This window comes from Huintestinicola sp., from assembly GCF_050874005.1.
In the GTDB taxonomy this organism is placed as follows: Bacteria; Bacillota; Clostridia; order Oscillospirales; family Ruminococcaceae; genus Huintestinicola.
In genome coordinates this window covers 16,361-29,637 of sequence record NZ_JBNMJV010000021.1, presented here as the reverse complement: position 1 = coordinate 29,637, position 13,277 = coordinate 16,361, and the positions used below count along the sequence as shown (strand labels likewise).

The 13,277-nt window shown below is 46.3% G+C and carries 12 protein-coding genes; 11 read left to right on the top strand and 1 reads right to left on the bottom strand.

Annotated elements, in window-relative coordinates:
- The first annotated feature begins 140 nt into the window (after nucleotides 1-140).
- The 7 genes from ACR0QN_RS08385 to ACR0QN_RS08355 all read left to right on the top strand — a co-directional run bounded on the left by ACR0QN_RS08385 (nucleotide 141) and on the right by ACR0QN_RS08355 (nucleotide 5,847).
- Nucleotides 141-620, top strand: coding sequence for an Lrp/AsnC family transcriptional regulator (locus ACR0QN_RS08385; RefSeq protein ID WP_432650754.1), 480 nt, complete (start codon nucleotides 141-143; stop codon nucleotides 618-620).
- The gene (locus ACR0QN_RS08380) at nucleotides 620-1,807 is read left to right on the top strand and encodes an aminotransferase class I/II-fold pyridoxal phosphate-dependent enzyme (RefSeq protein ID WP_432650772.1); all 1,188 of its coding nucleotides are present in this window, start codon (nucleotides 620-622) and stop codon (nucleotides 1,805-1,807) included. Before ACR0QN_RS08385 ends, ACR0QN_RS08380 begins: the two co-directional genes overlap by 1 nt.
- Nucleotides 1,807-2,373, top strand: coding sequence for a hypothetical protein (locus ACR0QN_RS08375; protein ID WP_432650753.1), 567 nt, complete (start codon nucleotides 1,807-1,809; stop codon nucleotides 2,371-2,373). Before ACR0QN_RS08380 ends, ACR0QN_RS08375 begins: the two co-directional genes overlap by 1 nt.
- 15 nt (nucleotides 2,374-2,388) lie before the next feature.
- Nucleotides 2,389-3,234: a 4-(cytidine 5'-diphospho)-2-C-methyl-D-erythritol kinase gene (gene ispE, locus ACR0QN_RS08370; protein WP_432650752.1), complete on the top strand. Its 846-nt coding sequence runs from the start codon at nucleotides 2,389-2,391 to the stop codon at nucleotides 3,232-3,234.
- Between the two features lie 82 nt (nucleotides 3,235-3,316).
- Entirely contained in the window at nucleotides 3,317-3,571 is a 255-nt protein-coding gene (locus ACR0QN_RS08365; RefSeq protein ID WP_432650751.1) for a FeoA family protein, read from the top strand.
- A gap of 81 nt (nucleotides 3,572-3,652) precedes the next feature.
- Nucleotides 3,653-5,659 (top strand): ferrous iron transport protein B, encoded by a 2,007-nt coding sequence (gene feoB, locus ACR0QN_RS08360; protein ID WP_432650750.1) that lies wholly within the window; start codon nucleotides 3,653-3,655, stop codon nucleotides 5,657-5,659.
- Nucleotides 5,660-5,673: 14 nt separating this feature from the next.
- Nucleotides 5,674-5,847, top strand: coding sequence for a FeoB-associated Cys-rich membrane protein (locus ACR0QN_RS08355; protein WP_432650749.1), 174 nt, complete (start codon nucleotides 5,674-5,676; stop codon nucleotides 5,845-5,847).
- A gap of 33 nt (nucleotides 5,848-5,880) precedes the next feature.
- On the opposite strand, the gene ACR0QN_RS08350 is transcribed toward ACR0QN_RS08355, so the two are convergent.
- On the bottom strand, nucleotides 5,881-6,414 hold the full coding sequence (locus tag ACR0QN_RS08350) for a hypothetical protein (RefSeq protein WP_432650748.1): 534 nt from the start codon (nucleotides 6,412-6,414) through the stop codon (nucleotides 5,881-5,883).
- Between the two features lie 320 nt (nucleotides 6,415-6,734).
- Between ACR0QN_RS08350 and ACR0QN_RS08345 the strand changes: the two genes are divergently transcribed.
- The 4 genes from ACR0QN_RS08345 (at nucleotide 6,735) to ACR0QN_RS08330 (ending at nucleotide 13,243) form a co-directional block, all read left to right on the top strand.
- The gene (locus ACR0QN_RS08345) at nucleotides 6,735-8,477 is read left to right on the top strand and encodes an ABC transporter ATP-binding protein (RefSeq protein ID WP_432650747.1); all 1,743 of its coding nucleotides are present in this window, start codon (nucleotides 6,735-6,737) and stop codon (nucleotides 8,475-8,477) included.
- A gap of 19 nt (nucleotides 8,478-8,496) precedes the next feature.
- The gene (locus tag ACR0QN_RS08340) at nucleotides 8,497-10,269 is read left to right on the top strand and encodes an ABC transporter ATP-binding protein (RefSeq protein ID WP_432650746.1); all 1,773 of its coding nucleotides are present in this window, start codon (nucleotides 8,497-8,499) and stop codon (nucleotides 10,267-10,269) included.
- A gap of 169 nt (nucleotides 10,270-10,438) precedes the next feature.
- Complete coding sequence (locus ACR0QN_RS08335; RefSeq protein ID WP_432650745.1) at nucleotides 10,439-12,358, top strand: GGDEF domain-containing protein; 1,920 nt, start codon at nucleotides 10,439-10,441, stop codon at nucleotides 12,356-12,358.
- A gap of 54 nt (nucleotides 12,359-12,412) precedes the next feature.
- The gene (locus tag ACR0QN_RS08330) at nucleotides 12,413-13,243 is read left to right on the top strand and encodes a C39 family peptidase (RefSeq protein ID WP_432650744.1); all 831 of its coding nucleotides are present in this window, start codon (nucleotides 12,413-12,415) and stop codon (nucleotides 13,241-13,243) included.
- Nucleotides 13,244-13,277: the final 34 nt, after the last annotated feature.

Below are 13,277 nucleotides of genomic sequence, written 5' to 3'. Positions count from 1 at the left end.
AGTTTATGTATTGTACTAATTTTAAAAATTCATAAAAAGCTATAGACAAATTCCTGAAAATGGAGTATAATAAATCGTGTATATCCGAGAAAGTGTGTCATAAACAGACCTTCGGGTATGCAAAGAAAGGAAGGATTATTATGGATTCTCTCATCAAGCTTTTAAAGGGAAATGCAAGACTTTCTGACGAGCAGCTGGCGGTAATGCTGGGAATTACCCCGGAAGAAGTCGCGGCACGGATAGCCGACTACGAGAAAAAAGGCGTTATCAAGGGGTATAACGCTATCATAAATGAAGAACTGGCGGACAAAAATTCGGTAACAGCGTTTATCGAGGTCAAGGTAAAGCCCAAGAAGGAATTTGGCTTTGACGAACTTGCCCGCAAGATAATGGAATTTGACGAGGTTGACTCGGTAACACTTATGTCGGGTTCGTTCGACCTTGCAGTCACACTCAGAGGAACCAACTACAAGGAGATAGCTCTCTTTGTGGCTCAGAGACTTTCCTCAATGGAGGGCGTAATATCCACCTCCACCCATTTTGTACTCAAGCAGTATAAGGAACAAGGCTTCTTTATCGAACAGGAGGCCGCAGATGAAAGGGGCTTCGTATCTCCGTGATAGATTACGACAAGCTTATTTCCGAGAAATGCAAGGTAATGAAGCCTTCGGGAATAAGAAAATTTTTTGATATTGCCGCTCAGATGGATAATGTCATCTCTCTGAGCGTGGGCGAGCCTGATTTCCAGACGCCCTGGAACGTAAGACAGGCTGCCATAACATCTCTTGAAAAGGGAAAAACCAAATACACCGCAAATGCTGGAATTGTGGAGCTGAGAGAGGCTATCAGTAAAAACATCGAGAAGAACACAGGCGTAAAATACAGCGGCAAGGACGAGATAATCGTTACCGTAGGCGGCTCGGAAGGCATTGATATTGCCATAAGGACGCTTATCGAAAATGGCGACGAGGTGCTTATAGTTGAGCCTTGCTTTGTCTGCTATGCTCCCATAGTGTCTCTCTGCGGAGGCGTGCCCGTCACCCTCCGGACCACAGCAGAGACCCAGTTCAGGCTCACCCCCGAAATGCTTCGGGAAAAGATAACAGACAGGACAAAGCTTCTTATCCTGCCTTTCCCCAACAATCCCACAGGAGCCGTTATGGAAAGAAAAGATCTTGAAGCAATTGCGGAGGTTATCCGTGATACAAATATCCTTATTCTCTCAGATGAGATATACAGCTCTCTTACATACGGCTCAAAGCACTGCTCTATCATCGAGATAGATGGAATGAAGGAGCGCACCATATTTGTAAACGGCTTCTCAAAGGCATATGCAATGACAGGCTGGAGACTTGGCTATGTGGCAGGTTCTCAGCCCATCATCAAGCAGATGCTGAAAATTCACCAGTACGGTATAATGAGCAGCCCTACTGTTTCCCAGTATGCGGCTATCGAAGCGCTTGAGAACTGTGACGAGGACATTGCCAAAATGCGTGACGAGTACGATATCCGCAGAAGATGGCTTGTGAAAGCTCTTAACGATATTGGTCTCACCTGCTTCGAGCCGAGAGGAGCATTTTACGTGTTCCCAAGCATCAAATCCACAGGGCTTTCCAGCGAGGAATTCTGCGAAAGACTGCTTTACGAGCACAATGTTGCGGTAGTGCCCGGAAATGCCTTCGGTGAATGCGGCGAGGGATATATAAGAATTTCATATGCATATTCCCTCAAGCACATAATGACCGCCGTAGAGCGCATAAAAGAATTTCTTGCCGACCTGGACAAGCAGAAAACGGGTAACGGCTGATGATAACGGCAGAGGAGCTTTTAGAAAATGCCCCCTCCCTTGCAAAGCGCAACTTCGAAAAGAACAAGCGCCTCAGAAAGCCTGCAGGACTGATAAACGGTCAGAGAAACTGCGCAGTCTCGTCCTACAGACTGGGGATATGCAAAATGTCCCACAACGGCTGCGGTGCTATTGCGATATACAACGCACTTCTCAGCGCAGGACACAAGCCCGATATTTCGGTCATTTCCTTAGGTATCGACTGCTATGCTCTCAATATGTGGGGCATTTTCGGAACAGACCCGAAAAAAGCTGAGGGGCTTTTTGAGAAATGCCGTATTCCTGCGGTGAAAGCCAAGGACTACGATGATTTCGTGAAAGTTATGGGCGCTGTCAGGGTAGGGATACTCTGCTACTGGGTGGCAAAGCCGGGACGTTCCCTGCTCCACTATGCTGCAGTAGTCAATAACGGACAGGGCTATGACGTGTGCAACAGATTTTCAAACCGCAAAACGCCCTCAAGGGTGCGTACTATCGGGGATTTTTGCCCCAAGGAAAGTTATGTATGCGGATTTTTCATAAGCTGAAAGGAGAGGCATATTTTGGACAGCCTTACTCTTAATGCAAATGCCAAAATAAATCTGTACCTCGACGTTACGGGCAGAAGAGCGGACGGCTATCATCTGCTTGAAACTGTTATGCACACCGTTTCCCTCTGCGATACGGTCACTCTTAAAAAAACGGGTAAGAGCGGGATAGAAATATCCTGCTCCGACCCTCTTATTCCCTGTAATGAAAAAAATATTGCGTACAAATGCGCCGCAGCCTTTTTTGAACGTACGGGAATATTCGATAGGGGAGTCAGCATAGATATTATAAAAAACATTCCCTCCGAAGCAGGTATGGGCGGCGGCAGCGCAGACGGAGCCGCTGTTCTTACAGGGCTTAACAGGCTGTTTTCCGCAGGACTTTCCGAAAGTGAGCTTATTTCCCTCGGAGCAAAAATTGGCGCAGATATACCATTCTGCATAAAGGGCGGCTGCGGCTATTGTACGGGAATAGGTGAGATAATTGAGCCGCTCCCCAAAATATCGGGAACGGTGCTTATCGGCAAGGGTAATACGGGTATCAGCACTCCCGAGGCATTCGGAAAGATAGACTCTCTGGGCTACAGGATAGGCACAGAGGGCATAAAGGATATCTTCGGAAATGTCCGCTCGCTCGCTGACATTGCACCCTATTGCCGCAACATATTTGATGATATTTCCCGCCTTGACGAGGTTTCCCAAATTAAAAAAATTATGACGGATAACGGCGCTGTCTGCTCTCTGATGACAGGAAGCGGTTCGGCAGTCTTCGGTCTGTATGATACGGAGATTTCGGCGGAAAGGGCATATGAACTTTTAAAACAATACGGCTATTTTTCGGCTTTGTGCAGTCTTGTATAGTAAAAAATGCTTCGGACTGCCCTGCCGAAAAAAATATGCCATAAGTGTTAGATTACACTAACTTTTGAAAGGAAATGATAAAATGACTTTGGATAAGCTTCCCATAGGTCAAAGCGGCATTATTACGCAGGTGGGGGGCGAGGGCGCACTTCGCTGCAGGCTGCTTGATATGGGACTGATACCACGCACTCAGGTGACGGTGCGAAAAGCCGCTCCTATGGGTGACCCTATTGAGATACATCTTCGTGGCTACGAGCTTACTCTCCGCCTCGAGGAAGCAAAACAGATAACGATAATGCCAACAGAGCCAAGCAGCTCTGAAAGGAAGAATGTTTGAAAATCATAGATCTTCAAACCGAGTTTTGTTTTGCATACTTATATTTGAAAAACAAAACTCTCAAGAAAGGAAGAATATATAATGATATTTGCCCTTGCGGGAAATCAGAACTGCGGAAAAACAACTCTTTTCAATCAGCTTACAGGTTCAAATCAGCACGTTGGAAACTTTCCCGGCGTTACGGTTGAGCAGAAAAGCGGCGAGGTAAAGGGATACAAGGACTGCACAGTTGTTGATCTCCCGGGAATATACTCGATACGCCCCTATACCATTGAGGAGATAGTTACAAGAGATTTTCTTATAAACGAAAAACCCGACGGTATCATAAACATAGTTGACGCCACAAATATCGAGCGAAGCCTGTACCTCACTCTCCAGCTAAGCGAGCTGAAAATACCAATGGTGCTTGCTCTAAATATGATGGACGAGGTGAGAAACAATGGCGGCACAATAAATATTGCCGAGCTTTCCGAAAGGATAGGCATACCCGTTGTGCCAATATCCGCCGCAAAGAATGACGGCGTTGAGGAGCTTATCGAAACGGCGGTTAATACCGCAAAAAAGCGGATACAGCCTAAAAAGATCGACTACTGCAGCGGTGCCGTGCACAGATGTATCCACGCAGTATGCCACATAATCGAGGATCACGCCGACAATGCAGGGCTTGGCAGACGCTTCTGCGCCACAAAGCTTATTGAAGCCGACCCTGCCATTACCGAAAAGCTTGAGCTTAACACCAACGAGCTTGAAATGATAGAGCACAGCGTTACGGAAATGGAGAATGAAATAGGTATGGACAGAAACGCTGCCATTGCCGATATGCGCTACACCTTTATCGAGGACGTGTGCAGCAGAGCGGTGGTGAAATGCCGTGAAAGCAAGGAGCATATCCGAAGTGTAAAGATCGACAGCATTCTCACCAACAGATACCTTGCCATACCGATGTTCATTCTGATAATGGTGCTGGTTTTCTGGCTCACCTTCGGGGTAATAGGCGCATTTTTAAGCGATCTTCTTTCCTCTGCAATCGGCATTGTCACCGCCGCCGCAGACAGCGCACTTACAGCCTACGGGCTTAACCCGGTTATACACAGTCTTATAATAGACGGCATATTTGCAGGCGTGGGAAGTGTTTTAAGCTTCCTGCCCACCATCGTCACCCTGTTTTTCTTCCTGTCAATGCTGGAGGACAGCGGATATATGGCGAGAGTGGCATTCGTTATGGACAGCCTGCTCAGAAAGATAGGTCTGTCGGGACGCTCCTTTGTCCCGCTGATAATCGGCTTCGGCTGTTCTGTACCTGCAATTATGGCAACAAGGACTCTTTCCTCCGAGCGTGACAGAAAGATGACCGTTTTCCTTACGCCCTTTATGTCCTGCAGCGCAAAGCTGCCTATTTATTCGGTGTTTGCAATGTCATTCTTTCCCGACCACAGCGCCCTTGTAATGGCTTGTCTCTATTTCTTCGGAATAATCTGCGGCATACTTTACGGCATAATTCTCAGCAAGACCAAATTTAAGGGCAAACCCGTTCCCTTTGTAATGGAGCTGCCGAATTACCGCCTGCCCTCTCCGAAAAGCGTAGTGCTGCTTATGTGGGATAAGGCAAAGGACTTCCTTACAAAGGCATTTACCGTAATTTTCACCGCCTCGGTGATAATATGGTTCTTACAGTCCTTTGACGCAAGGCTCAATACCGTTACCGACAGTTCTCAGAGCCTTCTTGCCGCTATAGGAAAGATAATCGCTCCCATATTTGCGCCCCTTGGCTTTAACGACTGGCGCATATCCACCGCTCTTATCACAGGCTTTTCCGCAAAGGAAGCGGTGGTGTCCACATTGTCGGTGCTGTCGGGAGCAGGCTCTACAGACCTTCTTCCGGCTGTTTTGCAGGGAATGTTCACTCCTATGACAGCGGTAAGCTTTCTGGTTTTCTCTCTGCTTTATACTCCCTGCGTTGCGGCGGTGGCTGCGGTAAAGCGGGAGATGAATTCAACCTTTGCTGCTGTGGCATTTGTATTTGTACAATGCGCTGCAGCCTGGTTAGCCGCTTTTGTGGTGTATAATGTGGGTATGCTTATTTTCTGAAAGGACAGGTACATATGACTGCTGCCGATATCATTGCTTTGGTAATAATATTCTTCCTGCTTTTCTGTGCGGTGAGATATATGATCGTTTCACATAAAAAAGGCGGCTGCTGCAGAGGATGCTCAGGCTGTTCGGGCTGCAGCAAATGCGACAGGAAAAATGACAGAAAAAATAACGCCGCTCTGTGAAACGAAAGCAGCGTTAAAAGGGCAATTTAGATTTTAATTCTCCCTGAATGTTTCCAGAAGGACATTAAATAAAAGCAGATAAATGCAGTCTGAGCAAACGGCGCAGACTACTCCTGCGAGGGCGGACGCAAGTCTGCCCTTTTTCTCTTTTACCCTCTTTACCTTTATGTCGGGAGAGGTCACGAAAACAGCTGCCGTTGCGGCAATATGAGCGGCAAGTCCCAATATGAGCCACCACACCGCCGTATACCTGAAAATGGAATAGAGGAAGATACAGCCCACCATTCCAACTATATTAACGCATAAATGCAGGGGGACTGAGATATCCTTGCTCAGTGCCTTTGTGCAGATAAAGCAGGCAGGAAATGTTATGACCGCCGCCATCGCCGCCAGAAACAGGGTGCTGCCGATGTTTGAGGCAAAGAAAAGAGAGTAAAATTCCATAGGAAAGACAAACCAGAGTATCACCCACAGAACCGCCGCTCCGAGACTTATAAGGGCGGCGGTGCCTTTTCTCTTAGGAGTGAAATATGGGGGCTTTTTTTCAATGTCTTTTTTATCGTTCATATTATTATGCATATCCTTTCGGGGTAGTATGATAATATTTTACCATATTATCGAAGCGAAGTCAATCGGGTAATTTTAAAGTGATTTTCGTGCGCTGTCGGTTTAATATTTTTATACTGCTCAATATGTTTAAACACGTTAAACGTTTAAGCAGGGTAAAATAAAAATGTTCATATAATATTATCAGAAAAACAATTGAAAACCTTTTTATATGGTGTAAAATAACTGTCAGTGCCTGAAAAATACAGGGAATTTTCAGGCTGACAAAGAACGTAAGAACAGTAATTAAAGTCTTTCTAAAAAAGGGGGATCAGTTAAATATGTTTCAGATAAAATGGCTTTGGGAAAATCTGAAGGGATACCGTGCGGTATATATTGCGGCTCTTTGTATGACTGTTATCTGTCAGTCAATGTACATCATTACGCCTCACTACAGCAGCAGGATAGTGGACGAATACATCTACGGCGAAAACGCTGCGGAAAATCTTTCGTCAGATCCGAACGGTCTTATTGCGCTTGTAATTGCAATGATAGCCTTTACCCTGCTCAGGACCATAATTACATATACCTCGGGTATCTGCTACGAAAAAGCTTCTCAGGGAATAATCTACAGAGTGCGTAATTACCTCTTTGCCAATGTTCAGAAGCAGGACTCGGATTTCTTTGACAAGAACCGCACAGGCGATCTTATGACCCGCCTCAGCGGCGACCTGGATATGGTCCGTCACTCCGTAGCCTGGATAATCAAGTCTATACTTGAGTGCCTTGTGCTGTACACCGCTTCGGTAATATTCTTCTTTTCCATAGACTGGCTTATGGCGCTTTGTATGATTGCTCTTACTCCCGTTATTTTCGCTATTACAATGGCTTTCAAAAAGGTGATAGGTCCCAAGTACGTGGAGCAGAGAGACAGACTTTCGGAACTGAATACGGGCGCAGAGGAAAATATTACCGGCAACCGTGTTGTCAAGGCGTTTGCAAGAGAGGACTTTGAGGAGGAAAAGTTTGACGATCAGAATAAGAAATATTCTGCGGCAAACAAGGCAGCTTCACTTCTCTGGCTGAAATTCTTCCCTTATATCGAAGTCGCCGCACAGGGACTTACTGTTGTACAGCTTCTTGCAGGAGGAATGTTCGTTATAAGCGGACGTATCACAGTAGGAGAATACACCGCATTTTCGGGACTTATCTGGACAATGTCCAACCCTATGAGAATGCTGGGAAATATCGTTAACGACCTCCAGCGCTTTGTAGCTTCTCTCAACAAGATAATCGAGGTATATTATTCACGTCCTCTTATCGTTGACCGTTCAGATGCTATTGACAAGAGCGGACGTTTTGACGGCTCGGTTGAGTTTGACCACGTTTCCTTCTCCTATAACAAGAAAAATCCTGTTTTAAAGGATATAACATTCAAGATAAACCCGGGGGAGAACGTTGCGATAATGGGTCCTACAGGTTCGGGCAAGACCACACTTATTAACCTTATCTCACGTATGTACGACCCGGATGAGGGACGGGTAATGGTAGACGGCGAAAATGTCCGTATGTTAAAGCTTAAACAGCTTAGAAAGAATATCGGTGTGGCATCTCAGGACGTTCTTCTTTTCTCGGACACTATCGAGGGAAATATCGCATTCGGAAACAGCTCTATGTCCGATGAGGACGTGCATAAATACGCATCTCTTGCTGCGGCTGACGATTTTATAAAAAAGACCTCAGACGGATATGATACCATTATCGGTGAAAGAGGAGTAGGTCTCTCGGGCGGTCAGAAGCAAAGAATTTCCCTGGCACGTGCTTTAGCCGTAAAGCCTGCGGTGCTTATTCTCGATGATACCACCTCTGCGGTGGATATGGAGACCGAGAAATACATTCAGAACAGTCTCAGAAATCTTGACTTCAAATGCACAAAGATAATCATCGCTCAGCGTATATCCTCCACCAAGGACGCAGACAAGATAATAGTTCTGCGTGACGGAAAAATAGAGGATATGGGCACCCACGAGGAGCTTATAAGCAGGAGCGGCTATTACCGTGAGGTCTATGACCTCCAGACCTGACAAAAGGGGAGTGATATAAATGGCAAGAAATAAATTTGATGTTGATGAAGAGCTTGAAAGCCCTTTTGACATACGGCATTTCAAGCGTGCGCTCAAATATGTGGGCAGATACAAAAAGCAGGTCATAATCTCAATGGTGCTGAGCGTATTTGCCGCAGTTATCGGACTTTTAGCGCCTCTCATAACTCAGAGAGCGCTGGACGTTACCATTCCCGAGGGGAATAAAACGGAGCTTATCATACTCTCCGCTTTCCTGCTTCTCACCATAATCATAAGCGTGGAGTTTTCTGCGGTCAGAGCAAGGATAATGACCAAAGCAGGACAGGATATGATATACGATATCCGTAAGGACCTTTTTGAGCACTTACAGAAGCTGCCCTTTGAGTATTACGACACCCGTCCCCACGGAAAGATACTTACAAGAGTAATAAACTACGTTAACAGCGTTTCCGACCTGCTCACAAACGGTCTTATCACTTTTGTGCTTGAGCTTTTCAATATCCTTTTCATTATTGTATTTATGTTCATCGTCTGCTGGCAGCTTGCGCTGGTGGTACTTGCGGGAATGCCCCTGTTTATTGCGTTTATGTTTGCCATAAGAAAGGCTCAACGCAGGGCGTGGCAGAGAGTTTCTAACAAATCCTCCAACCTTAACGCATACCTCCACGAGGGACTTGTGGGCGTGAGCATTACTCAGAGCTTCACACGTGAGGAGGAGAACGAGGCTATCTTTGACAGGCTCTCCGTTGATTACCGAAAAGCGTGGATGAAAGCAATTTACTTTTCCAATGCGGTATGGCCTGTGGCGGATAATATCGGCATATGGGTAAGCGGAGCGATATATCTCATAGGTCTCCTTGCGCTGGGACCCAAGATGGGCATTACAGTAGGTACTATCGTAGCTATGACAGGCTATTCGGGACGCTTCTGGCAGCCCATTATGAACCTTTCAAACCTATACAACACCTTCGTGAACACCATTGCATATCTTGAAAGAATTTTTGAAACAATGGACGAACCCGTTACCGTTACAGACAAGGAAAATGCTTCGGAAATGCCCAAGATAAAAGGCGATGTTTCCTTTAAGAACGTGACCTTCGGCTACGAGAGCGGCGTTAATATCCTTGAAAACCTGTCCTTTGACGTTAAGGCAGGTCAGAGCGTTGCCCTTGTTGGACCTACGGGCGCAGGCAAGACGACTATTGTAAATCTTATCTCAAGGTTTTATGACTTAAACAGCGGTCAGGTGCTTATTGACGGACAGGATATCTCAGATGTCACTCTTAAATCCCTTCGCTCACAGATGGGAATAATGCTCCAGGACAGCGTTATTTTCAGCGGCACCATTCGTGACAATATCCGCTACGGCAGGCTTGACGCCACTGACGAAGAGATACGTGCCGCCTGCAAAATTGTGGGTGCAGACGAGTTTATAAGCGAAATGCCCAAGGGATATGATACTGTAGTCAAGGAAAGAGGCTCCTCACTTTCTCAGGGTCAGAAGCAGATGATAGCCTTTGCCAGAACCATTCTGGCAGACCCGAAGATACTTGTGCTTGACGAGGCGACTTCCTCCATTGACGCAAAGACCGAAAGGTACATTCAGCAGGGCATAGACCATCTTCTCAAGGGCAGAACATCATTTATCATCGCTCACCGCCTTTCCACCATAAGAAGCTGCGACAAGATAATGTACATATCCGACAAGGGGATTGCCGAGTCGGGAACTCACGAAGAGCTTATGGCGAAAAAGGGGCTTTATTACAAGCTTTGTATGGCTCAGGCATTATAATACTAATTTCTAAGCTGCGGAAATTTTCTCCGCAGCTTTTTGTATATGTTCAATAAAAAATAGAGTAAATTAGTAAAAAATATATTATTTTGGTATTGAAATAGAAAAACTAATGTGATATAATAAAAGAAAAAAATATGACCCGATTTATTTTTGGGGAGGCAGGAGAATGAAACGTAAAAATATAGCGGTCTGCGTTACGGGCTACAACTGGGACTACGAAAGCAGAGTAGTCAGCGGAATAAGCGCAAAGTGCGCCGAGCTGGATGTAAATCTTCTTATTTTTGCAACTCTTATTCACCGTCCCGAGCTTAATTCCAACAGAGTTCTGCCCGAAAGCGTCATCAGAGGCGAGTCGGAGATATTTAATCTCATAAATTATGACATCATTGACGGTGTTATTATACTGGGCGACTCCATTATTGAGGAGAAGGTTATTTTTGATGTGTCAGAAAAGGCTGCGGAGAAGAATATTCCCGTTGTGAATGTTAACGATCCCACTCACAAGCTTTTCAGAAACGTTTTGCTCAGCGATAAAAAGGCTATGGAATTCGTTGTCCGTCATCTTGTTGAGGAGCACGGGCTTACTAAAATAAATTTTATCGGCGGATTTCCCGGAAATCTCCAGACCGAGGAGCGTCTTGCAGCATATAAAAAGGTGCTTGAGGAGCATAATATTCCCGTGGAGGAAAGCAGGATAGCTTACGGCGAGTTCTGGAAAAAGGCGGCAGACTGCACGGAACAGTTTATCGCTTCGGGCGATATCCCGCAGGCTATTGTCTGCGCCAGCGACACGATGGCTTTTTTCTGTATGGACTGCCTTCAGAATAACGGCTACAGGATACCCGAGGATATCATTGTCACAGGCTTTGACGGAGTGGGTGACTGCGAGATATACAAGCCCACCATTACCTCTGTACGCAGAGGCTTTGAAGCTGCGGGTCACAGAGCTGTGGAAATTATTTCTGATATCTGGAACGGAAAGGAGACCGAGGTCGATTCCGAGGTGGATTCGGAGCTGGTTATTATGCAGTCCTGCGGCTGTGTTCCGAAGGAAGAAAAGCATAAGTTTGACTTTTTCAGCGAAAGATACGGAGCGGAGAGCGCATCGCTGGAGTTCCGTACATACATTCACGCTATGAATACTGATTTTGCGGCTGTAAAGACATCGGCAGAGCTTTTTGCCAACGTAAAGCACAGCGCAGAGTTCTTTAAGCTTAAAAAAATGTTTGTATGCATCTGTTCAAACATTGAACGTGAGACTGCCGAGCTTGATGAAGAAACTATCATTTCTTCGTTCAGAGGGATCTCCGACACAATGGTCAATATGTTCAGCTACGGCAGCAGCGTTCCCGTCGGTAAAAAATTCCCTGCGGCGGAACTTGTTCCCGAGGATATACTTAACGGTGACAAGGCGGTGGTCTTTGCCTTTTCGCCCATTTATTTTAAGGAGAATTTCTTAGGCTACCTTGCATATGAGCCCTCGGGCTTCAAGGGCAACGGCGAACATTTTGCCACCTGGATAATGGTGCTTTCCAACAACACGGGCAGCTTTTATATGAACAAGAAGCTGGAGCTTGTGGTGGAGCAGCTTGAAAATCTTTACGTAAGAGATCCGCTTACGGGACTTTATAACAGACGTGGTATGTCAAAATACGGCATAGAGCTTCTTGACAATGCCAGAAAAGCGGACTCCTGCATTACCGTTGTTTGTTCGGATATTGACAATCTCAAGCCCATCAACGACCTTTACGGTCACGAGGCAGGGGATAATGCCATTGTTCAGACGGCAAGAGCTATCTCTAAGGCTATGCCTGCGGACGCTGTCTGCGTGAGAACTGGCGGAGATGAATTCTGCTCGGTGCTCAGAAGCTGCAGCGATGAGGAGATCAGAGGCATACTTCATCAGATAGAACAAATTCTTGAGGATTACAACAGCTCAAGCGGTCTTCCATACAAGATCGGCTGCAGCTGCGGATATTACAGAATGAAAGCATCTGAGACAGAGTCCATAGAGAAGATAGCAGCCTTTGCCGACGAGGAAATGTACAAGGAAAAGGTCAGAAAAAAGGCTATGAGAAAAATGTGATAGCGGGGCTTTGCGCCCCGTTTTCATTACCTGAGAGATCTGAAGGAGGCGGTTTTGCTGAAATATGCGGTGATGTGTACGGTGCTGGGCATTGCTCTTGCGGTCAGCGCCGCTTCATACATATATGTGTGCAGGGACAGCGAGGATAAGACAGAGCTGGGCGAGCGCCTTGCCTATGCGGAGCTTGACGCTGATATCCACCGCAGGTTCGGCGGATATGGCATTGAGGAATTGTGTGAGGGGTACGACCCGCCTAAGTCTTTTCTGGGTCAGACTGAGATAGATATGGAGGTAATAAACCAGTATCCCGAGCTGCCTGTGGGCTGTGAGATAACCTGTGCTGCGGCAATGCTCAAATTTCTCGGGTATTCCATTGACAAGTGCGATTTGGCGGATAATTATCTTCCCGTAAGCAGCGAGTTTACCGAAAAAGACGGCAGGCTCTACGGCCCCGACCCTAAAAAGGTTTTCGTGGGAGACCCTTACGGAAAGGGCTATGGCTGCTATGAGGAGGTCGTAGCTGCGGTGCTTAACGATTATTTTTCATCTCACGGCTCGAAAAACAAGGCTGTGATACTTGAGGACGCAAGCTCTGCCGACCTTGAAAGGCTTATTGACGGCGGAGCGCCTGTTATCGTCTGGGCTTCGGTTGATATGAAGCCTTACAAATACAATGCCGTATCGGAGTGGCAGACTGAGGACGGCGACACGGTGATGTGGCTCACAAACTCCCACACTCTTATACTTACAGGCTATGACGGAGCATATTATTACTTTATGGACTGCTCGGACAAGGACGAGATACAGCGTTATCCGAAAGAGACATTTATCAGCAGATGGAAGGAAAACGGCAGGCAGAGCGTGACGGTAAAGATAGTTAAATGAGGTAAATGCAGGGCTGCATTTTGAAAGGCTGGAT

What these genes read in the sequence shown, in the direction of transcription:
- ACR0QN_RS08375 (WP_432650753.1), top strand. Translation starts at nt 1,807, where the DNA reads ATGATAACGGCAGAGGAGCTTTTAGAAAATGCCCCCTCCCTTGCAAAG.
- ACR0QN_RS08365 (WP_432650751.1), top strand. Translation starts at nt 3,317, where the DNA reads ATGACTTTGGATAAGCTTCCCATAGGTCAAAGCGGCATTATTACGCAG.
- feoB (WP_432650750.1), top strand. Translation starts at nt 3,653, where the DNA reads ATGATATTTGCCCTTGCGGGAAATCAGAACTGCGGAAAAACAACTCTT.
- ACR0QN_RS08340 (WP_432650746.1), top strand. Translation starts at nt 8,497, where the DNA reads ATGGCAAGAAATAAATTTGATGTTGATGAAGAGCTTGAAAGCCCTTTT.
- ACR0QN_RS08350 (WP_432650748.1), bottom strand. Translation starts at nt 6,414, where the DNA reads ATGAACGATAAAAAAGACATTGAAAAAAAGCCCCCATATTTCACTCCT.
- ACR0QN_RS08345 (WP_432650747.1), top strand. Translation starts at nt 6,735, where the DNA reads ATGTTTCAGATAAAATGGCTTTGGGAAAATCTGAAGGGATACCGTGCG.
- ACR0QN_RS08335 (WP_432650745.1), top strand. Translation starts at nt 10,439, where the DNA reads ATGAAACGTAAAAATATAGCGGTCTGCGTTACGGGCTACAACTGGGAC.
- ACR0QN_RS08355 (WP_432650749.1), top strand. Translation starts at nt 5,674, where the DNA reads ATGACTGCTGCCGATATCATTGCTTTGGTAATAATATTCTTCCTGCTT.
- ACR0QN_RS08385 (WP_432650754.1), top strand. Translation starts at nt 141, where the DNA reads ATGGATTCTCTCATCAAGCTTTTAAAGGGAAATGCAAGACTTTCTGAC.